This window comes from Aeromonas sp. s11, from assembly GCF_040907945.1.
GTDB classification, from domain to species: domain Bacteria; phylum Pseudomonadota; class Gammaproteobacteria; order Enterobacterales; family Aeromonadaceae; genus Aeromonas; species Aeromonas veronii.
In genome coordinates this window covers 209,590-228,192 of sequence record NZ_JBFOCU010000023.1, presented here as the reverse complement: position 1 = coordinate 228,192, position 18,603 = coordinate 209,590, and the positions used below count along the sequence as shown (strand labels likewise).

Below are 18,603 nucleotides of genomic sequence, written 5' to 3'. Positions count from 1 at the left end.
AACTTAACTCTCTCACAGCAAATCCAGCGAGAGTTGATTAACTTCACCCTCTTTTGGCAAACCCACCACCAAGCCCAGCAGGCGAACCGAACGCCCTTGCGCCCGCTGTAGCCCCTCTTTGAGCAGGGGAACGAACAAGGCTGGCTGATAGCCCCCCTGACTGCGATAGACGGTGGTCTGGTGGAAATCGGCAAACTTGAGCTTAATCCCCTGCCCCATCACCTGCTCGGCAGGGCACGCCAGCTGAAATCGCCGCTCCAGCTCCGGCAGCAGTTGCTGCAATACCGTCAGGCAGGCGGCTTCGTCACAAACATCGTTCGCCAGGGTGGTCTCCACCCCGATGGTTTTGCGGATCCGGTGCGCCTGCACCGGCTGTTCATCCAGCCCCCAGATCCGGGTCGTCAGCATCTCCCCCAGCTTGCCAAAACGACTGCACAGCTCTTGTGCCGACAAGGCCCGCGCATCCTCACAGGTGTAGAGCCCCTGAGCCTCCAGCCGCTCGGCAGTCTTGCGCCCCACCCCGGGCAGTTTGCCGAGGGGCAACTGGCAGACAAATTCGGCCACTTCGTCGGGACGAATGACAAACAGACCATCGGGTTTGCGCTGCTCCGAGGCGAGCTTGGCGAGAAACTTGTTGGGGGCCACTCCGGCCGAGGCGGTCAACCCCAGTTCGGTGACGATGGCTTGCCGGATCTCTTGCGCCATCAGGGTGGCGCTGCCGCCACAACAGCGACTGTGGGTCACGTCGAGGTAAGCCTCGTCCAGCGACAGTGGTTCAACCTGATTGGTATAGCGCAGGAAAATGGCCCTGAGCTGACGGGAGATATCCTTGTACACCGCCATTCGCCCCGGGATGAGTACCAGCGGCGGGCAGAGTTTTTTCGCCAGTGCGCTCGGCATGGCGGAGCGCACACCGAACCGGCGCGCCACATAGTTGCAGGTCGAGATGACACCGCGCCGCTCGGAGGACCCACCGATGGCAAGCGGCACCTCCCGCAACGCCGGATTGTCCCGCATCTCCACCGCGGCAAAAAAGCAGTCCATGTCGATATGGATGATTTTGCGCATACTACTGTATAAATAAACAGACATGACATCATCTTACCCCAAGGATAACCGCAGCTCTATCTCTCTCGTTGCGGCTAAAATAGTAGACTCCAAGGAGACCTTTACTACCACAATGACAAGGAGCGTTCGGGATGAAATATCTTTGGCTGGGACTCTGTTTGCTGCCGTTGACCGGCATCGGCAAGAACAACCCGACGGCAGAGTGCCGCTGGCTGTACGACCGGATTGAGATACTGGAACAGGCCATCAAGAAAGGGGACAAGCTCGGCACAGAGCAAGAATTGGCACGCTGGAAAACTGAGTACAACAAAAAACAGTGCTCACAGTACGACTACTGAGCCGGACAAGATGGCATGACCGACAACGGCAGATAACAAACGGGCCCCGATCAAGATGACCGGGGCCCGTTTTTCAAAGCATGGCCAGCTGGATTCAGCAACAGAATACACTCAAGGCAGCACCATAGGGCCAGCGACAGTGGCCGCCACCTCATCCCCACGCAGCATCCGGACCAGTTCAAGCGCAAACTCGATGGCGCTGCCCGGCCCCTGGCTGGTGATAAGGCGATGAGCCTCATCTCTGACTACCCGCTCATGTGACAGCTGCGATGTCGGTAGTCGGGGCTGAAAGCCGGGATGACAGGTGACGATGGCACCATCCAGCAGAGCGTGATGTTGCAACACCACCACAGGGGCGGCGCAGATGGCAGCGCGCCAGCGGCCAAGAGCGGCCTGCTCTTTGAGCAGATCGATGGCCAGCGGGGTATCGCGGATCACTTCGCTGCCGGGCAAGCCGCCGGGTACCACGATGGCTTCAAAATCCCGACGGGTCAGTTCGTCGATATGACAATCGGCCACCAGCTGTACCCCGCGCGATGCCTTCACCTGCCGGGATCCGGCTGGGCAACAAGAGGCCAGTACCACCTCGATGCTGGCGCGCACCAGGGTATCGACAATCGCAACCGTCTCTATCTCTTCTGACCCGGGGGCCACCAGCACCAGTACACTCACGCTCGCCTCCTTGCTGCTTGCTCTGCCATGTAACGGATCAGACGGCCTGACTCTTCTCTTTGATCGCCTGATAGAGACCCTGATTGACCGGTACGGCAATGCCATGCCGGGCAGCCTTGGCCAACAGGAAGCCGGTGATGGCCTCAATCTCGGTCTCGCGTCCCAGTTCCATATCCTGATACATGGAGGAGTAATTGTCAGCGGTCAGTTCCACCACTGTCATCACCCGGCGTTGCAACTCCTCTGCCGTGGTTGCAACTCCTTCGGCACACATCACATCCGCCACTTCCACGCAGATCTGCTGCAGGGCATCGGCAAAACGGGGGCCAGCCAGCTCGCCATTTTTCAGCTTGTAGAGGGCCGTCAGGGGATTGATGGCACAGTTGATGGCCAGCTTTTGCCACTGGCGCGTCAATACCTGCTCATCCCAACCAGCCTGACCTAGTGCCAGCGCCAGCTCGTCCGCGAGCGCAGCGTGGGCCTTGGCGGCGTCGTTGATCGGGCCAAGCCAGGTTTCACCCTTGCCAGTATGACGGAAGACAAAATGGCCGCACTGCATGGCGCCATGGCTGGTGACACCGGCAATCACCGGATTGTGCGGGAACATCTCGACCACCTGCTCGGCAATGCCCATCCCGTTGTGCAGCAGCACGATCGGCACGCCGGCATCCAGCTTACCCACCAGGGGTGTCAGTGCGGCAATCACCTGACTGGCCTTGGTCATCACCAGCAGACGCTGGATCTTGCCGGGTTTGCTGACAAATCCGCGCTCGATATTGAGCAACTGAACATGCCCCTCCAGCGAGGTGAAGTCGATCCCCGGATGGAGCGTGGACTTATGATGTTCGCGCAACAAGACACGGGTAGATTGACCGCTCTGGGTCAACAGGGAGGCAAAAACGCCGCCGAGGGCGCCACAACCCAACAGTGACCACTTCGGAGTAACGGGTGGAATAACGGGCTGTCGGGAATTTTTTAATCCGCTTGGCATGGTGTGACTCTGTCAGGGTAAGGGTTGCAATCCTCTCAACCTGTTACCGGGGATAAGTGAAGATGTCGCTGGTGGACACTAACGGGTCCACCCGTCCTGTGCGCAGGGGATTCTAGCAGAGCAACCCCATCAAAATCAGCAAATTTGCCCGTTTTCTGGTAGATTTGCCCCCCGATAACGCAACATGAGGAGCTTTGGCTATGCCGTCATTCGATATTGTCTCTGAAGTCAAAATGAACGAGGTGTTGAACGCAGTCGACAACGCCAATCGTGAACTGGCCACCCGTTTCGATTTTCGTGGGGTAGAAGCCAGCTTCGAGTTGAACAAGGAAGAGGTAAAACTGGAAGCCGATGCCGATTTCCAGCTCAAGCAGATGGTCGAAATCCTGCGCGGTGCCCTGCTCAAGCGCAACATCGAAAACAGCTCCATGGAAGTGGGTGACTCGGTTCACTCCGGCAAGCGTTTCCACCTGACCGTCAAATTCAAGCAGGGGATCGAGAAAGAGATCGCCAAGAAGCTGGTCAAGCTGATCAAGGACTCCAAGATCAAGGTACAGGTCGCCATCCAGGGTGATGAAGTACGTGTCACCGGCAAGAAGCGTGACGATCTGCAAGAGACCATGGCACTGGTCCGTGGCGCCGAACTGGGTCAACCGATGCAGTTCCAGAACTTCCGCGACTGATTTATCCACTCAGCCGTGGCGCAATTGATGACTCGCGCCACGCTATCTAAATCGCGGCCATAAAAAAACCGGAGCAGATGCTCCGGTTTTTTGTACCCCAAGTTTTATTAGAACTTGTAGGTAACAGAGAAGTAGTGACCGAAACCGGTAGTGTTCAGACCACCAAAGGCACCATTGTTGATACCGTAGATTTCGTTGAAGTACTTCAGACCGTAACCAACTGCGTAACGGTCGGAGTGCCAGTAGATACCGTGGAAAGTACCCAAACCGTTAGCACTCTGGTTGTTGTCGCCATGGATATCTTTATCAAACAGATAATCCAAGTAGCCCTGATAGGAGACGAAGCTGCCGTTGGAGAAGGTATAGAAAGGCTTGAACCAGTTCATGGAGAACTGATAACCGTTCCAGTCACCCTCTTCGGCCTTGAAGCCACTTTCGGTTGCATGGCGAGCATACAGGTTCATGCCAACTTTACCGAACCAAGGCACCTGTACATCAGCACCCAGACCGATCATGTTCTCCATCATGGAGTCATCAACGTTGTTCAGGGTAGCGATGTAGAGCTCTTGTACCGGGCCGAAGGAGAGATCTTTACCAGTCAGGGCATCCAGAGAAAGACGCGGGGCGAACTTCATGAAGATGTTCTGGCCATTGTGTTTGTCGCTATGGCTGCTTTGGAAAATATCGAACACATCGACATAGCCATACAGATCAAACATACCGGAACGACCACCGAATTCCATTTCCAGGTAGGTGTCGTTGTAGTCGCTGCCCATGTAAGGACGCTGGTCAATGGTATGCATTACGTTGAACTGCATCCATTTGAAATCATTCTTGTGGATATCACCGCTGTAGTCAGCAGCGAAGGCCGGGGTAGCGGCAGCAGCCAGCAGACCGGCAGCGATCAGAGTCTTGGTAAATTTGGCCATTTTATTGGTCTCTTGTGCGTTAGTTGAGGTTTTCCGTAGCCTGCCCACAAGGAGCGAGAGGGATTCTAATCAAATAAAATTGGGGGTGAAACAACTTCTCGGGAACTTTATCCGGAAGTGTGAATCTAATCACCCCCGATTCTACGCAAACGCTTGCTATTTGTCAGCCGTTGAGAGCAACTCACTCCCTTTTCTGGCGACAAGCACAATCAACAACAACACCGGCAAGCCCAATAAACTGGTTCCGACAAAGAAGGCACTGTAGCCAATCTGCTCCACAACCTGCCCGGAAAAACCGGCCAGCAACTTGGGTAGCAGCAACATTACCGAGCTGAACAGGGCGTACTGAGTGGCCGAAAATGCCACATTGGTCAGGCTGGAGAGATAGGTCACGAAGGCCGCGGTCGCGATACCGGCACTGAGGTTGTCGAGGGAAATGATCAGTGTCAGCAGTTCCAGATTGTGACCAACCTGATTGAGCAGAGCAAACAACAGGTTGGTGCTGGCGGTGAGCAACGCCCCCAAGAACAGGATGCGCAGCGTACCGAAGCGCATCACCAGCACGCCCCCCAGCGCAGCCCCCACTAGCGTCATGATGACGCCAAACACCTTGGTAATAGTGGCAACCTCGGTCTTGCTGAACTGCATATCCACATAGAAGCTGTTGGACATCACCCCCATCACCACATCGGCAACCCGATAACAGGCGATCAGAGCCAGGATCAGCAGCGCCGAGCTGCCATAGCGACGAAAGAAGTCGGCGAACGGACACCAGACTGCCTCATAGCCCCAGGCCCCCGCACTAGCCAACAGCGCAGGCCACCCTTTTTCCAGGAGCTGCACCTTGCGTTCGGCCTGTTGTTTGCCCTGCTCGGCCAGATCGATATCCGGCTCGTGGCAAAACAGCGTGGTGATAACCCCGAGTGACATCAAACCCGCCATCACCAGATAGGTAATCTGCCAGCCACGATAGTCATAGCCGCTGTTGCTGCCAAACAAGGCTGCCAGCGCCAGCGCACCGGCGCCCGCCATGATCATCGCCAGTCGGTAGCCTGTCATGTAGGAGGCAGCCATCGCCGCCTGTAGCCGCTCGGGAGCGGATTCGATGCGATAGGCGTCGATGACGATATCCTGCGTGGCCGAGGCAAAGGCCACCAGCAGGGCAAACATCGCCAGCTGAGCCAGCTCGGTCTTGGGATCGCAGAACGCCATGCCTACCAGCGCGGCGGCAATCAGCAGCTGGGAGAAGAACATCCAGCTACGGCGACGCCCCAGCAGCGCGGAGAGCAACGGCAGCGGCATGCGATCTACCAGCGGCGACCACAGCCATTTAAATCCATAGGCGAGCGCCACCCAGCTCATATAGCCGATATCGGTCAGGCTGACATCGGCCTCGCGCAACCAGAATGAGAGGGTACCGAACACCAGCAGCAGCGGCAGACCCGATGAAAAACCCATGGCAAAGAGAATAAACACCCGAAATTCGAGATAGACGGCGAGGGACTCTCTCCAGCTTGGTTTGCGGATCATGTTCAACTACCTGACGACTTTGGAAAAGTGCGTCATTTTGGCAGGTTGATGGCAGATAGCCAAGGCAAGCAAAGAGATAGGCAAAAGAAGCCCGGATAGAGAAAAGGCCCATCCCGAACGGGATGAGCCTTGTATCGTGACCTGACGAAGCGAGGTGACGAACCGCGTCCGGTGAGGATTACTTGCCCGCTTTCTTGTCGACTTTCTTGTCTGCCGGAGTTTCTGCCAACAAGACCACCTTCTTCAGAATGATGGGACTGGTCGGCACATCGTTGGCGCGCAGAATGGGGCTGTAACCGGTCTGTACCTGAGCCAGCTTGTCCAGCACCTCCATCCCCTGCACCACCTGACCGAACACGGTATAACCCGCAGAGCCACCGGCGTTGAGGTTATTGTTGTCGACCAGATTGAAGTAGAACTGGCGAGTAGCGCTGTCGACCGCCTGGGTGCGGGCCATGGCGATGGAGCCACGCTTGTTGGCCAGACCGCCGCGCGACTCGTTGACCACAGGCTCATAAGTTGGCAGTTGCTGGAACTGCTGGTTGTAGCCCCCACCCTGCACCACGAAATCCTGGATCACCCGGTGGAAGATGCTGCCGTCATAGCTGCCATCAGCCACGTAGCGCAGGAAGTTCTTCACCGTCTGGGGCGCCTGCTTGGACGCCAGCTCCACCACGATATTGCCGTGGTTGGTCTCCATTCTGACTTTCGGGCCTGCGAACGCCAGCGGGGCGATAAGCATGGCCAGCAACCAGAGTTTTTTCATCATCAAACCCCTGCACCATTCGGTTGACCTTTCAGGTAACCGCGCAGCGCATCATCCGCCATGATCTGCTGCAGCACGCTACCCAGTTGCAGGTTCAGTGTAGACTCCAGATCGGCCATGCTTGGCTCGCTCGGGCTCTCCTTGCTGGAGGACATGTTGAACTGCTTGGTCAGACGGTTGCCCTGGAAATCGGCGATCACCTGCAGGCTGACGCGGGACTTGGTGACATAGGTAAAGGTCTTCTCTTCCACATTGACTGCAGCGTTGGAGATCACCAGCGTCAGGTTGGTGGTGCCACTGTTGCCCACTTCCAGACCCTGGCTGCGCAGACCTTCGGCCAGCCGCTCGGCCATCAGCAGGTTGAGCGGACGCTCGCTGTTGACCAGCACGGGGGCTTTCTCTTTATGTTTGATGGAGAAGACGTAGGCAGCCTCACGCTTGTCTACCCCTTCCATGGTGATGCGATTGCCAGAGTAGTATTGCTGGTTGGCGGGGATCACCTGCGGATTGAGCAGCGCCGTCTCCGGCCAATGAGTGGCACACCCGCCCAGCATCAGGGCGGCCAGCAGCAAGAGTGACTTTTTCATCATGGTTTCCTTTGGCTTTAGCGTTTGATGGCTTTCAAAATAACGAATTTGCTGTTCGACGCAACGACTTGTGCGTTGGCAAACAAGCGCTTGAGTTTGTTGTGATAGTCCAGATGACGGTTGCCTACTATCCAGAGTTCACCCCCTTGAGGCAACACCCGGTGCGCATCGCTGAACATCTGCCAAGCGATATGATCGGTGATCGCCTGCAGCTGATGGAAAGGAGGGTTGCAGAGGATCCGATCCGCCGAGCCGACCGCCACCCCATCGAGACAGTTATTGACCATAAAGCGGGCGCGCGGCAGTGCATCAGGCAGATTGTGCTCGACATTGAGCTGTGCCGAGGCGACCGCCATATAGGATTCATCGATAAAGGTCACCTCCACCTCGCTGTCTTTGGCGAGCAGCGACAGACCCAGCACCCCGTTGCCACAGCCCAGATCGATCACCTTGCGGGCACTGTGGATGGGCAGGTTGTCCAGCATAAAGCGGGCACCAATATCGAGACTGGTGCGCGAGAAGACGTTGGCATGGTTGTGGATGAGCATGCCACTCCCCTCCAGCGGCCAGACAGTCGGGAAGGGGTTGGCCAGCGCGGGACGTTCTGCCTGCGGCTCGCAGTGAATGAGGCGCGCCTTCTTCCAGGCCAGCGAGGTACGGGTAGGCCCCAGATACTTCTCAAACAACTTGAGGGTGGAGGTATGAATATCCTTCGCCTTGCCGGCAGCGATAACGCGGGTTGCCGGTGTCACCACCGCACGCAATGCCAGCAGTTGCTGCTCCAGCAGTGCCTGATATTTGGAGACCTTGATCACCACCAGCGCAGGGGCATCGGGCAGCGGCGCCAGCGCATCCTGCAAGCGGATACCGCCTGCATCCAGTCCGTTTTCGGCCAGATTGGCCAGGGTCGCCCGCTCACTGATGTAAGAGTCGGTGACGCAGCAGGGGGAGTGCGGATGCAGATAGGCGGCCAGCGCGCCAAAACCATCATTCATGATGATGACGGGGCCCGCCTGCTCGAGGGGAGACTCCGCCAGGGTATTGATCAGGTATTCGTCAGCCGCATCCCAGGCTTGCAGGGTCTCCTGACTCTGGCGCGGATAGCGGTAGAGCGTGAGCTGGCAATGGGGAGTGTCGAGAAGGGTTTGCATAGGAAGAGTCCAACCTCGGCTTGATTCGTGTATACAGGCGCCAGGGGCGACGCAAAGTGGCGCTATTCTAGCGAGGAGCAGGAATTTCACCAGTTCGATGCGCATCAAGGGGGCAACTGACGGGTGATTTCCCTCTTACGGGGGCTTATTCCATCCCGCGACTGCCGATAGAATGGCCCGACATTCACTCTGGAAGCCGATCCGATGACCATCCAACAACTGATTGAAGCCAAGCTGACCGCCGCCCTCTCCCCCTCCGTGCTGGAGGTGATCAACGAGAGCCACATGCACCGTGTGGAACCGGGATCTGAGAGCCACTTCAAGGTGGTGATCGTCAGCGAGCAATTTGCAGGACAGCGGCTGCTGGCCCGTCATCGTCAGGTCAATGCGGTGCTGGCCGACGAGCTGGCCGGTGCCGTTCATGCACTGGCACTGCATACCTACACAGAGAGCGAGTGGCAGGAAAAAGGCCACGCCCCGCGCACCCCGAGCTGCGTTGGCAAACCGTCACTCTCCTGAAACCGGTTGTACCACAGGATTTCCCTCGAGAACCTGCCAACAAAAATTAAACATATTTCCCCCATTGGCCCCGAAAAGGCTACATCCAAGGGGGGTATATTTCGGCATCAAGGCTTTTTGTTGATAGTGGAGACAACGGCAAATACCCCCATCGAGGTATCGAAATAAAAAAACCTTTAAAACCACTACTTACAAGGTGTCGGGGGCTTATTCATTGCAGGTTAATTTTGTGATGGCACGGGGATTTTGCCCATTTGGCATGGCAGAAAATGCACCTTAAGTGGTAAACTCAAGCGCTTTTGAGTGAGCCTGCATGTTGAATAATTGTTGAGCCTGCCCACCTGGCGCAACCACAACATCGACTCATTCAACCACCCGTCGTGATGTATTTCTCGGCGCTAACCAACCTCTCCCGTAACGGTAGTGCAAGTAAGTATGATTACAATCAAAAGAGGACTGGACATCCCCGTGCTGGGTGCGCCAGAGCAAGTAATCTACGATGGCCCCGCCATCACCCGTGTTGCGACACTGGGCGAGGAGTTTGTGGGGATGCGACCTACTATGTTCGTCAAAGTAGGTGATCGCGTCATCAAAGGTCAGGATCTTTTTGAAGACAAGAAGAATCCGGGCGTTAAATTCACAGCTCCTGCCACCGGTGTGGTTTCAGAGATCAACCGTGGTGCCAAACGTGTTCTCCAGTCTGTGGTCATCGACCTGGACGGTTCCGATGAACAGGTGACGTTTGAGCATTTTGCCTCTGCCGAGCTGGCCAAGCTCGAGCGCAGCAAGGTGCAAGAGATCCTGGTCGCATCAGGTCAGTGGACTGCGTTGCGTACCCGTCCGTTCAGCAAAGTCCCCGCGGTAGCGTCTGCCCCGCGCGCCATCTTTGTGACTGCAATGGACACCAACCCGCTGGCAGCCGATGCCGAGCTGATTATCAAGGAACAGCCGCAGGCCTTCCTCGATGGTCTGGCCGTATTGACCCGCCTGACCGACGGCGCCGTCTACGTCTGTAAAGGCGAAGGCAGTCTGCCCCACTCTCCGCTGGCTCAGGTCAAAGAAGAGATCTTCGTTGGTCCGCACCCTGCCGGTCTGCCGGGTACCCATATCCACTTCCTGGATCCGGTCAGCAGCACCAAGGTGCAGTGGCACATCAACTATCAGGATGTGATTGCATTCGGCAAGCTGTTCACCACCGGTCAGATCTTCACTGACAAGGTGATCGCGCTGGCTGGCCCGAACGTGCTCAAGCCGCGTCTGCTGCGTACCCGTCTGGGCGCCTGCATCAGCCAGCTCACCAACAATGAGCTGCGTGCCGACGAAAACCGTATCATCTCCGGTTCTATCCTGAGTGGTGCCAAAGCCGAAGGTGTTCACGACTACCTGGGCCGCTACCACAATCAGGTTTGCGTGCTGGGTGAAGGTCGCGAGAAAGAGTTCCTGGGCTGGATCAACCCCAGCGCCAACAAGTTCTCTATCACCCGTACCACCCTCTCTCATCTGATGAAGGGCAAGCTGATCAACTTCACCACCACTACCAACGGTAGTGACCGTTCCATGGTGCCTATCGGCAACTATGAGCGGGTGATGCCACTCGACATCCTGCCGACCCTGCTGCTGCGGGACATGGTCTCCGGCGATACCGACGGTGCGCAAGCACTGGGCTGCCTGGAGCTGGATGAGGAAGATTTGGCGCTCTGTACCTTTGTCTGCCCCGGCAAGACAGAGTACGGCCCGATCTTGCGTGAGTGCCTGACCAAGATTGAACTGGAAGGTTAAGCGATGAGTTTCAAGCAACTTCTTGAAAATATGGAACACCACTTCGAACCGGGTGGAAAGTACGCCAAGTACTATGCCCTGTTCGAAGCGGCGTACACCCTGTTCTATACCCCGGGTAGCGTTACCCGCAACGCCTCCCACGTTCGTGATGCGCTCGATCTGAAGCGCATGATGATCATGGTGTGGCTGGCAGTGTTCCCGGCCATGTTCTGGGGCATGTACAACGTTGGTAACCAGGCGATTGCCGCCATTGCCCACATGGGCTCGGCTGCTGGTGCCAGCAGCTGGCAATATGCCCTGGCTACCATGCTGGGCGCCTCCCTCGATCCGGCTGTAGCCGGTATCGGCAGCAAGATGCTGATCGGCGCCACCCACTTCTTCCCGATCTACATCACCGTCTTCTTTGTCGGTGGTTTCTGGGAAGTGCTGTTCGCCATGGTGCGCAAACACGAGATCAACGAAGGCTTCTTCGTAACCTCAATTCTGTTTGCCCTGATCGTGCCGCCCGAGCTGCCCCTGTGGCAAGCTGCGCTGGGTATCACCTTCGGTGTGGTGATGGCCAAAGAGGTGTTCGGTGGTACCGGCAAGAACTTCCTGAACCCGGCGCTGGCTGGTCGTGCGTTCCTGTTCTTCGCCTACCCGGGCCAGATCTCCGGTGACGCAGTGTGGGTTGCCGTTGACGGCTTCTCCGGCGCGACTGCCCTGAGCCAGTGGGCCCAAGGCGGCCAGATGGCGCTGATCAACGGTGCAACCGGCCAGGCTATCAGCTGGATGGACGCTTTCCTGGGTAACCTGCCGGGTTCCATCGGTGAAGTCTCTACCCTGATGATCCTGCTGGGTGCCGCCATGATCGTCTACATGCGCATCGCCTCCTGGCGCATCATCGCCGGCGTGATGATCGGTATGATCGCCACCTCCCTGCTATTCAACGTCATCGGTTCCGATACCAACCCCATGTTCAACATGCCGTGGCACTGGCATCTGGTACTGGGTGGCTTCGCCTTCGGTATGGCCTTCATGGCGACCGACCCTGTCTCCGCAGCCTTTACCAACAAAGGCAAGTGGTGGTATGGCGCCCTGATCGGCGTAATGGTCGTGCTGGTTCGCGTGGTCAACCCTGCGTTCCCGGAAGGCATGATGCTGGCCATTCTGTTTGCGAACCTGTTTGCTCCCCTGTTTGACCACTTCGTCGCTCAGGCAAACATCAAGCGGAGGATTGCTCGTGGCGTTTAATAAAGATTCAACCCTCGGCACCGTCAGCGTGGTCACCGGCCTCTGTCTGGCCTGTTCCATCGTAGTATCCGTTGCCGCTGTGGGCCTGCGTTCTACCCAGCAGGAAAACAAGGCGCTGGACAAGCAGAGCAACATTCTCGCCGTAGCCGGTGTGGATGTAAGCGAAGTGGCCAAGCGCGACCTGGCCAAACTGTACGGCGAGAAGATCGAAGCGCGTCTGGTGGATCTGGCGACCGGTGACTTTGTTGACGGCGATGCCGACAACTTCGACACCAAGCAGGCAGCCAAAGATCCGGCCCGCAGCATCCGTCTTGCTGCCGCTGACGACAAGGCCAGCCTGCGTCAGATCTCCAAGCAGATCCCGGTATTCTTCGCCAAGGATGCCGAAGGCAAGATCGACAGCATCATCCTGCCCATCTACGGTCAGGGTCTGTGGTCGACCATGTATGCCTTCGTCGCCGTTGCCGCTGATGGCCAGACCATCAAGGGCATCACCTACTATGACCACGGTGAAACCCCGGGTCTGGGTGGCGAGATCGAAAACCCGGCCTGGCAGGCGCTGTTCAAGGACAAGAAACTGTTCGACCAGAATGGCATGCCGGCGCTGCGCGTCATCAAGGGCCATGCTCCGGCGGGCTCCGAGCACGAGATCGATGGTCTCTCCGGTGCCACTCTGACCGGTAACGGCGTACAGCATACCTTCGACTTCTGGATGGGTCCCAAGGGCTTCGGTCCTTTCCTGGCCAAGGTTCGTGCAGGAGAAATCAACAATGGCTGACAAGAGCGAAATGAAGAAGTTGCTGTTGACGCCTGTGCTGGGCAACAACCCCATCGCCTTGCAGGTGCTGGGTGTCTGTTCTGCACTGGCGGTTACCAGCCAGATGAAAACTGCGTTTGTAATGACCCTCGCGGTCATGGCGGTCACCGCCTTCTCAAACCTGTTCATCTCCCTGATCCGCAACCAGATCCCGAACAGCGTCCGGATTATCGTGCAGATGGCGATCATCGCCTCACTGGTTATCGTGGTTGACCAGGTGCTCAAGGCGTATGCCTATGACATCTCCAAGCAACTGTCGGTCTTCGTGGGTCTGATCATCACCAACTGTATCGTAATGGGCCGCGCCGAAGCGTACGCCATGAAGAGTGCCCCGCTGCCCTCCTTCCTGGATGGTATCGGCAACGGTCTGGGCTATGGTGCCATTCTGCTGAGTGTCGCGACCGTGCGTGAACTGCTGGGCTCCGGCACCTGGTTCGGCATCGAGCTGCTGCCGCTGGTGAACAACGGTGGCTGGTATGTGCCCAACGGCCTGCTGCTGCTGCCGCCGAGTGCATTCTTCATCATTGGTCTGATCATTTGGGGCGTACGCACCAAGGATCCCAAGCAGGTGGAGGCGAAGGATTAAGGTATGGAACACTATCTGAGTCTGTTGATTAAATCGATCTTCATCGAAAACCTGGCACTCTCCTTCTTCCTGGGGATGTGTACCTTCCTGGCGGTGTCCAAGAAGGTAAAGACCTCCATGGGTCTGGGTATTGCCGTTATTGTGGTGCAGACCATCGCGGTTCCTGCCAACAACCTGATCTACAACTACGTGCTTAAAGATGGCGCTCTGGTATCCGGTCTGGATCTGAGCTTCCTGAGCTTCATCACCTTCATCGGGGTGATTGCAGCACTGGTACAGATCCTGGAGATGGCGCTGGACAAGTACTTCCCGGCACTCTACAACGCGCTGGGTATCTTCCTGCCGCTCATCACCGTGAACTGCGCCATCTTCGGTGGCGTCTCCTTCATGGTGCAGCGTGACTACAACTTCATGGAGTCTGTGGTCTACGGTGTGGGTTCAGGGGCAGGCTGGATGCTGGCGATCGTTGCGCTGGCAGGTATCCGCGAGAAGATGAAGTATTCCGATGTTCCGGAAGGCCTGCGCGGTCTGGGCATCACCTTCATCACCGCCGGTCTGATGGCGCTGGGCTTCATGTCCTTCTCTGGTATCTCCCTGTAATCGGCTTTCCTGCAATCAGAAAGGAACGATAGATGGAAATTATTTTGGGTGTGGTCATGTTTACCGTGATCCTGCTGGCACTGGTGGCAGTCATTCTGTTCGCCAAGTCCAAGCTGGTGACCGCGGGCGACGTGACAATCAGCATCAATGGTGACCCGGCCAAGGCTGTGACCAGCCCGGCCGGTGGCAAGCTGCTCGGCGTGCTGGCTGGCAGCGGTATCTTCGTCTCCTCCGCCTGTGGCGGCGGTGGCTCCTGCGGCCAGTGCAAGGTACGGGTGAAATCCGGTGGCGGCGACATTCTGCCGACCGAACTGGATCACATCAGCAAGGGCGAAGCCCGTCATGGCGAGCGTCTGGCCTGTCAGGTTACCGTTCGCTCCGACATGGATATCGAACTGCCGGAAGAGATCTTCGGGGTGAAGAAGTGGGAATGTACTGTTATCTCCAACGATAACAAGGCCACCTTCATCAAGGAGCTCAAGCTGCAGATCCCCGATGGCGAGAGCGTGCCGTTCCGCGCCGGTGGTTATATCCAGATTGAAGCCCCGGCTCACCACGTGCACTACAAGAACTTCGATATTCCCGAGGAGTATCGCGGTGACTGGGATCGCTTCAAGATCTTTGAGCTGGAGTCCAAGGTCGATGAGCCAATCATCCGTGCCTACTCCATGGCCAACTATCCGGAAGAGTTCGGCATCATCATGCTGAACGTGCGTATCGCGACCCCGCCGCCCAGCAACTGGACTGCCCCTCCGGGACAGATGTCCTCCTACATCTTCAGCCTGAAGGCTGGCGACAAGGTGACTATCTCCGGTCCGTTCGGTGAGTTCTTCGCCAAGGACACCGATGCCGAAATGGTATTCATCGGTGGTGGTGCAGGTATGGCGCCGATGCGTTCCCATATCTTCGACCAGCTGCGTCGCCTGAAGTCCAAGCGCAAGATGAGCTTCTGGTACGGCGCCCGTTCCAAGCGCGAAATGTTCTATGTCGAAGACTTTGACATGCTCGCCGCCGAGAACGAGAACTTCACCTGGAACGTCGCGCTGTCTGATCCGCAACCGGAAGACAACTGGGACGGCTACACCGGCTTCATCCACAACGTGCTCTACGAGAACTATCTCAAGAACCACGAAGCACCGGAAGATTGCGAGTTCTACATGTGTGGACCTCCGGTGATGAACGCTGCCGTCATCAACATGCTCAAAGACTTGGGCGTTGAAGACGAAAACATCCTGTTGGATGACTTTGGTGGTTAATCCATGCACAGTGTTGTAAAGACCTGGCTAGCCTTCGGGCTAGCCTTTTTCTTGACTGGGTGCGGTCAGGAGACGGTCCAATCCAAACCGGAGATCCACATCACCGGTAGCACCATGGGCACTTACTACTCCATCAAGGTGGCGGACAGCGCCATCACCGATCCAGCCAAATTGCAGGCCGAGGTCGATGTCTTGCTGGAGCGGGTCAACGATCAGATGTCGACCTATCGCCCCGATTCCGAACTGTCGCGCTTCAACCAGAGCCGTGACAACAAACCGGTAGTGGTCTCCCGCGATACCGCACGGGTCGTCACAGAGGCCATTCACATTGGCCGTGAGAGCCAGGGGGCGCTGGACGTCACCGTTGGCCCCTTGGTCAATCTGTGGGGCTTTGGCCCGGACAAGAAGCCGACCAAGGTCCCCTCAGACGAGCTGATCACCCAGACTCGCCAGAAGACCGGTCTGGGCAACCTGCACGTCATCACCTCGGTGGATGCCGATACCCTGCAAAAAGATATTCCGGACCTCTACGTCGATCTCTCCGCCATCGCCAAGGGCTTTGGTGTGGACAAGGTAGCCGAATATCTGGAGTCACTGGGTGCGCGCAACTATCTGGTGGAGATTGGCGGCGAGCTGCGGATCAATGGCGTCAACGGCAAGGGTCACCCCTGGCGCGTGGCCATCGAGAAGCCCACCGCAGGCACCGGCACGGTGCAAGAGGTGATCGTACCCGGTGACAACGGGGTGGCCACCTCCGGCGATTACCGCAACTACTATGAACTGGATGGTCAGCGCTTCTCCCACACCATAGATCCGCGCAGCGGCAAGCCGATCCAGCACCGTCTGGTATCGGTCACCGTGATCCACCCCTCCTGCATGACCGCAGACGGGTTGGCCACCGTGTTTATGGTGATGGGGACCGAGAAAAGCCTGGCCTATGCCAACGAGCGCGGCTTGGCGATCTTCGTGATCACCAAGACCGACAACGGCTTTGAAGAGGCTTACTCCGATGCCTTCAAGCCCTATCTGGTCAAGAAGTAAGAGGTAGAGATGCAGATTTTTCTGATCACCTTCGGGGTATTCATGCTGGTGATAGCCGCCATGGCTATCGGTTACATCTTCCAGAAGAAGACCATCTCCGGCTCCTGCGGCGGTCTGGGTAGCGTCGGCATCGAGAAAGAGTGCGATTGCCCGGAACCCTGCGACAACCGCAAGAAAAAGATGGCCAAGGAAGAGGCCCGTCGCAAGATGCTGGAAGAGAACCGCATCATCTGATGACTCTGGTTTTTCGGTAAACAAAAGCGCGCCATCGGCGCGCTTTTTACTGGCCGTTATCTTGCGTTAACGGTCAGAGCTGACGTTCGATATAGAGGATCACCTCGCCAAGATGGATACCAAACTTGCTGATCTCGGCACGATTGATCAGACGCTCTTCATCCAGCAGGTACATCCAGTCATCGAAGCTCACCCGCACCACCTCGCCATCCGGTAGCGCCAGATCGAGCTGATAACGCCAGTTGAGGGCGAACCCTTCGCTTTTACCCACCGCCTCGCCCACCACATCGGAAGCAGTACCGCGCCAATGACCATCATCGCCCTTGCTCAGATACCAGGTACGGGTCTGCTGGCGGCCATCATCAAAGTAGAACTGCTCGAACAGCTCTCCCTTGCCGTCCTTCCAACGACCCACCATCTCGACCCGAAAGCGACTGGTCACTGCGCCGCTGCGGTCGGTCACCAGGCCGTGAGCCACCAGTTTGCCATTGAAGAAACGGGCGAGATCCCAGTTTGGCCCCTGCCCACGATAGTCATCGAGACTGGCACCACAGCCACTCAGCAGCAAAAAGGGGAGCAACAGCAACCAGCGGTATGCACGATAGAAAGACATCAGAGACTCCATGTTCAGGGTTGGCCACGCAGGCGGCGGGTCAGGGCGGGATCGCGGCTGTTGTCAGCCAGCCAGATGGCGAGAAAAGCGGCCGAGAATTGCGGATCGGCCAGAGTCCCGAGGGACTTCTCCTGCCACCAGAAGTGGCCTGCCCCGCCCTTGTCGACATAGAAGGTGAGCTTGTCGCCTGCCTGCACATCGGGCCAGAGTGCAGCGAGCTGGCCGAGCCAGCGCTGACGCTCGACCTCAGTGCCAAGACCGAGCCGCTGCCACTCGGCGGCGGTGGCGCTCAGCAGATCTTGCCGCTCGATGGATCTGGCATAGGTGAGGGTCAGGGCCTGCGGATAGTGACCGGGCTGATAGTGCCCGCTTTCACTGTAGAGGGTGGCATCGTAGAGCTTGAACCATAGCCAGTTCATCTCCCCCTGCCCGACCGGGCGCAGCTGCTGCCAGGGGGCGGCAGAAGCCTGCACTGCGGTTGCAGCCAAGAGCGTAAACGCCAGCAGTAGCGGGTTAATTCCACCCCATATGCCAGTGGTTGGGGTCTTCCAGTTCATGCCAATCCATCTCCTGTTCTTGCAGGGTGTTGATATCCTGCATCACCACCTGCACCAGCCGACCTTGCGCATCCCGCTGGCAGGCAACCACCAGATAGAAGCGATCCGCGAGCTCATGCTGGCCCTCTTTGGTCCATTTGGAAAAAAGCAACGAGTCGGTCGAAAAGGTGTTTGTCATGACTCACCCTCCAGCTTGACCATTACCCACAGGAGTACGGGTAACCACCACATCCAGATCACTGCCAGCAGCGCCGAACTGATCCAGATGCCCCAGGGTAAGTTTACTGCCCCCATGGCAGCCCCTGCCACATAGGAGGAGGCACCCCCAAATACGCCAAACAGTGCCTGCTGCCAGCGAGGCAAGCGCAGCAGCCAGCGCATACCGTGGGCCAGCGTCAGGGCAAAACCGAGCCAGAGCAGCACCAGCCAGAGGGGAAAACCGGACGGGAAACGGAACAGGCCGAGCTGCCAGAGCAGGGCATCCAGCAGACAGCCGGTGACCGCGATGGGAAGCAGCCGCCAGTCACGCTGGCGGCTGGGTGAGAAGAGAAAGTGCAGCAGCAACATTGCCAGCAGCGGGCCCGGCTGCTGCCACTTCACCGCCAGCAACCAGTAGAGGTTGAACCCCAGCAAGTGAGCCCACTGCCACATGG

23 protein-coding genes are annotated in these 18,603 nt (G+C 57.5%); 11 read left to right on the top strand and 12 right to left on the bottom strand.

Annotated features, from left to right (window positions below):
• Window positions 1-12: 12 nt before the first annotated feature.
• Window positions 13-1,068 carry a DNA polymerase IV gene (gene dinB, locus AB5Y84_RS06050; RefSeq protein ID WP_368176577.1) on the bottom strand — a complete coding sequence of 352 codons (1,056 nt, stop codon included), beginning with the start codon at window positions 1,066-1,068 and terminating at the stop codon, window positions 13-15.
• Window positions 1,069-1,199: 131 nt separating this feature from the next.
• On the opposite strand from dinB, the gene AB5Y84_RS06045 reads away from it, so the two are divergent.
• Window positions 1,200-1,406, top strand: coding sequence for a hypothetical protein (locus AB5Y84_RS06045; RefSeq protein WP_005338629.1), 207 nt, complete (start codon window positions 1,200-1,202; stop codon window positions 1,404-1,406).
• A 111-nt stretch (window positions 1,407-1,517) separates the two neighbouring features.
• Here the strand turns inward: AB5Y84_RS06045 and AB5Y84_RS06040 are convergent, their stop codons facing one another.
• Window positions 1,518-2,078 carry a DJ-1 family glyoxalase III gene (locus AB5Y84_RS06040; RefSeq protein ID WP_201973039.1) on the bottom strand — a complete coding sequence of 187 codons (561 nt, stop codon included), beginning with the start codon at window positions 2,076-2,078 and terminating at the stop codon, window positions 1,518-1,520.
• Between the two features lie 37 nt (window positions 2,079-2,115).
• Window positions 2,116-3,069 carry a ketopantoate reductase family protein gene (locus AB5Y84_RS06035; RefSeq protein WP_201952240.1) on the bottom strand — a complete coding sequence of 318 codons (954 nt, stop codon included), beginning with the start codon at window positions 3,067-3,069 and terminating at the stop codon, window positions 2,116-2,118.
• Between the two features lie 200 nt (window positions 3,070-3,269).
• Here AB5Y84_RS06035 and AB5Y84_RS06030 point away from each other — a divergent pair, with 200 nt between their 5' ends.
• A complete protein-coding gene (locus AB5Y84_RS06030) occupies window positions 3,270-3,752 on the top strand; it encodes a YajQ family cyclic di-GMP-binding protein (RefSeq protein ID WP_005338634.1) in 483 nt (160 codons plus the stop codon).
• A 107-nt stretch (window positions 3,753-3,859) separates the two neighbouring features.
• On the opposite strand, the gene AB5Y84_RS06025 is transcribed toward AB5Y84_RS06030, so the two are convergent.
• From AB5Y84_RS06025 to AB5Y84_RS06005, 5 genes are all read right to left on the bottom strand, one after another.
• Complete coding sequence (locus AB5Y84_RS06025) at window positions 3,860-4,681, bottom strand: outer membrane protein OmpK (protein WP_005338635.1); 822 nt, start codon at window positions 4,679-4,681, stop codon at window positions 3,860-3,862.
• Window positions 4,682-4,837: 156 nt separating this feature from the next.
• A complete protein-coding gene (locus AB5Y84_RS06020) occupies window positions 4,838-6,217 on the bottom strand; it encodes an MFS transporter (RefSeq protein ID WP_368176576.1) in 1,380 nt (459 codons plus the stop codon).
• A gap of 172 nt (window positions 6,218-6,389) precedes the next feature.
• Complete coding sequence (locus tag AB5Y84_RS06015) at window positions 6,390-6,977, bottom strand: peptidylprolyl isomerase (RefSeq protein ID WP_041980608.1); 588 nt, start codon at window positions 6,975-6,977, stop codon at window positions 6,390-6,392.
• Window positions 6,978-6,979: 2 nt separating this feature from the next.
• A complete protein-coding gene (locus tag AB5Y84_RS06010) occupies window positions 6,980-7,564 on the bottom strand; it encodes a YajG family lipoprotein (protein WP_005349692.1) in 585 nt (194 codons plus the stop codon).
• A 17-nt stretch (window positions 7,565-7,581) separates the two neighbouring features.
• Window positions 7,582-8,715 carry a methyltransferase gene (locus tag AB5Y84_RS06005; RefSeq protein ID WP_216948125.1) on the bottom strand — a complete coding sequence of 378 codons (1,134 nt, stop codon included), beginning with the start codon at window positions 8,713-8,715 and terminating at the stop codon, window positions 7,582-7,584.
• Between the two features lie 204 nt (window positions 8,716-8,919).
• Between AB5Y84_RS06005 and AB5Y84_RS06000 the strand changes: the two genes are divergently transcribed.
• The 9 genes from AB5Y84_RS06000 (at window position 8,920) to nqrM (ending at window position 16,780) form a co-directional block, all read left to right on the top strand.
• Entirely contained in the window at window positions 8,920-9,234 is a 315-nt protein-coding gene (locus tag AB5Y84_RS06000) for a BolA family transcriptional regulator (RefSeq protein ID WP_167572444.1), read from the top strand.
• Window positions 9,235-9,669: 435 nt separating this feature from the next.
• Window positions 9,670-11,013, top strand: a complete 1,344-nt coding sequence (locus AB5Y84_RS05995; protein WP_005349684.1) for a Na(+)-translocating NADH-quinone reductase subunit A — start codon at window positions 9,670-9,672, stop codon at window positions 11,011-11,013.
• A 3-nt stretch (window positions 11,014-11,016) separates the two neighbouring features.
• Window positions 11,017-12,246 carry an NADH:ubiquinone reductase (Na(+)-transporting) subunit B gene (locus tag AB5Y84_RS05990; protein WP_005338642.1) on the top strand — a complete coding sequence of 410 codons (1,230 nt, stop codon included), beginning with the start codon at window positions 11,017-11,019 and terminating at the stop codon, window positions 12,244-12,246.
• Window positions 12,236-13,024, top strand: a complete 789-nt coding sequence (locus tag AB5Y84_RS05985) for a Na(+)-translocating NADH-quinone reductase subunit C (protein ID WP_005338643.1) — start codon at window positions 12,236-12,238, stop codon at window positions 13,022-13,024. The genes AB5Y84_RS05990 and AB5Y84_RS05985 overlap by 11 nt, the downstream gene beginning before the upstream one ends.
• On the top strand, window positions 13,017-13,649 hold the full coding sequence (locus AB5Y84_RS05980; RefSeq protein WP_005338644.1) for an NADH:ubiquinone reductase (Na(+)-transporting) subunit D: 633 nt from the start codon (window positions 13,017-13,019) through the stop codon (window positions 13,647-13,649). The genes AB5Y84_RS05985 and AB5Y84_RS05980 overlap by 8 nt, the downstream gene beginning before the upstream one ends.
• Before the next feature lie 3 nt (window positions 13,650-13,652).
• Window positions 13,653-14,249 (top strand): NADH:ubiquinone reductase (Na(+)-transporting) subunit E, encoded by a 597-nt coding sequence (gene nqrE, locus AB5Y84_RS05975; RefSeq protein ID WP_005338645.1) that lies wholly within the window; start codon window positions 13,653-13,655, stop codon window positions 14,247-14,249.
• A 32-nt stretch (window positions 14,250-14,281) separates the two neighbouring features.
• The gene (nqrF, locus tag AB5Y84_RS05970) at window positions 14,282-15,505 is read left to right on the top strand and encodes an NADH:ubiquinone reductase (Na(+)-transporting) subunit F (protein ID WP_005338656.1); all 1,224 of its coding nucleotides are present in this window, start codon (window positions 14,282-14,284) and stop codon (window positions 15,503-15,505) included.
• Window positions 15,506-15,508: 3 nt separating this feature from the next.
• Window positions 15,509-16,546 carry an FAD:protein FMN transferase ApbE gene (locus tag AB5Y84_RS05965; protein ID WP_005358608.1) on the top strand — a complete coding sequence of 346 codons (1,038 nt, stop codon included), beginning with the start codon at window positions 15,509-15,511 and terminating at the stop codon, window positions 16,544-16,546.
• A gap of 9 nt (window positions 16,547-16,555) precedes the next feature.
• Entirely contained in the window at window positions 16,556-16,780 is a 225-nt protein-coding gene (gene nqrM / locus AB5Y84_RS05960) for a (Na+)-NQR maturation NqrM (RefSeq protein WP_005338668.1), read from the top strand.
• Between the two features lie 73 nt (window positions 16,781-16,853).
• Here nqrM and AB5Y84_RS05955 read toward each other — a convergent pair whose 3' ends face one another.
• From AB5Y84_RS05955 to AB5Y84_RS05940, 4 genes are read right to left on the bottom strand one after another with little or no spacing between them, the layout of a single operon-like run.
• Window positions 16,854-17,393: a DUF3833 domain-containing protein gene (locus AB5Y84_RS05955; RefSeq protein ID WP_368176575.1), complete on the bottom strand. Its 540-nt coding sequence runs from the start codon at window positions 17,391-17,393 to the stop codon at window positions 16,854-16,856.
• A gap of 14 nt (window positions 17,394-17,407) precedes the next feature.
• The gene (locus AB5Y84_RS05950; RefSeq protein ID WP_368176574.1) at window positions 17,408-17,950 is read right to left on the bottom strand and encodes a chalcone isomerase family protein; all 543 of its coding nucleotides are present in this window, start codon (window positions 17,948-17,950) and stop codon (window positions 17,408-17,410) included.
• Window positions 17,907-18,128, bottom strand: coding sequence for a TIGR02450 family Trp-rich protein (locus AB5Y84_RS05945; protein WP_216949541.1), 222 nt, complete (start codon window positions 18,126-18,128; stop codon window positions 17,907-17,909). The genes AB5Y84_RS05950 and AB5Y84_RS05945 overlap by 44 nt, the downstream gene beginning before the upstream one ends.
• Window positions 18,125-18,601, bottom strand: coding sequence for a DUF2878 domain-containing protein (locus AB5Y84_RS05940; RefSeq protein WP_368176573.1), 477 nt, complete (start codon window positions 18,599-18,601; stop codon window positions 18,125-18,127). The genes AB5Y84_RS05945 and AB5Y84_RS05940 overlap by 4 nt, the downstream gene beginning before the upstream one ends.
• Between the last annotated feature and the right edge of the window lie 2 nt (window positions 18,602-18,603).

Excerpts from the sequence above, each read along its gene's own strand:
- AB5Y84_RS05955 (WP_368176575.1), bottom strand. The coding sequence starts at position 17,393 with ATGTCTTTCTATCGTGCATACCGCTGGTTGCTGTTGCTCCCCTTTTTG.
- AB5Y84_RS06045 (WP_005338629.1), top strand. The coding sequence starts at position 1,200 with ATGAAATATCTTTGGCTGGGACTCTGTTTGCTGCCGTTGACCGGCATC.
- AB5Y84_RS06035 (WP_201952240.1), bottom strand. The coding sequence starts at position 3,069 with ATGCCAAGCGGATTAAAAAATTCCCGACAGCCCGTTATTCCACCCGTT.
- nqrE (WP_005338645.1), top strand. The coding sequence starts at position 13,653 with ATGGAACACTATCTGAGTCTGTTGATTAAATCGATCTTCATCGAAAAC.
- AB5Y84_RS05945 (WP_216949541.1), bottom strand. The coding sequence starts at position 18,128 with ATGACAAACACCTTTTCGACCGACTCGTTGCTTTTTTCCAAATGGACC.
- dinB (WP_368176577.1), bottom strand. The coding sequence starts at position 1,068 with ATGCGCAAAATCATCCATATCGACATGGACTGCTTTTTTGCCGCGGTG.
- AB5Y84_RS06005 (WP_216948125.1), bottom strand. The coding sequence starts at position 8,715 with ATGCAAACCCTTCTCGACACTCCCCATTGCCAGCTCACGCTCTACCGC.
- nqrM (WP_005338668.1), top strand. The coding sequence starts at position 16,556 with ATGCAGATTTTTCTGATCACCTTCGGGGTATTCATGCTGGTGATAGCC.
- AB5Y84_RS05940 (WP_368176573.1), bottom strand. The coding sequence starts at position 18,601 with ATGTGGCAGTGGGCTCACTTGCTGGGGTTCAACCTCTACTGGTTGCTG.
- AB5Y84_RS05995 (WP_005349684.1), top strand. The coding sequence starts at position 9,670 with ATGATTACAATCAAAAGAGGACTGGACATCCCCGTGCTGGGTGCGCCA.
- AB5Y84_RS06010 (WP_005349692.1), bottom strand. The coding sequence starts at position 7,564 with ATGAAAAAGTCACTCTTGCTGCTGGCCGCCCTGATGCTGGGCGGGTGT.
- AB5Y84_RS06000 (WP_167572444.1), top strand. The coding sequence starts at position 8,920 with ATGACCATCCAACAACTGATTGAAGCCAAGCTGACCGCCGCCCTCTCC.
- AB5Y84_RS05965 (WP_005358608.1), top strand. The coding sequence starts at position 15,509 with ATGCACAGTGTTGTAAAGACCTGGCTAGCCTTCGGGCTAGCCTTTTTC.
- AB5Y84_RS06030 (WP_005338634.1), top strand. The coding sequence starts at position 3,270 with ATGCCGTCATTCGATATTGTCTCTGAAGTCAAAATGAACGAGGTGTTG.
- nqrF (WP_005338656.1), top strand. The coding sequence starts at position 14,282 with ATGGAAATTATTTTGGGTGTGGTCATGTTTACCGTGATCCTGCTGGCA.
- AB5Y84_RS06025 (WP_005338635.1), bottom strand. The coding sequence starts at position 4,681 with ATGGCCAAATTTACCAAGACTCTGATCGCTGCCGGTCTGCTGGCTGCT.
- AB5Y84_RS05990 (WP_005338642.1), top strand. The coding sequence starts at position 11,017 with ATGAGTTTCAAGCAACTTCTTGAAAATATGGAACACCACTTCGAACCG.
- AB5Y84_RS06015 (WP_041980608.1), bottom strand. The coding sequence starts at position 6,977 with ATGAAAAAACTCTGGTTGCTGGCCATGCTTATCGCCCCGCTGGCGTTC.
- AB5Y84_RS05950 (WP_368176574.1), bottom strand. The coding sequence starts at position 17,950 with ATGAACTGGAAGACCCCAACCACTGGCATATGGGGTGGAATTAACCCG.
- AB5Y84_RS05980 (WP_005338644.1), top strand. The coding sequence starts at position 13,017 with ATGGCTGACAAGAGCGAAATGAAGAAGTTGCTGTTGACGCCTGTGCTG.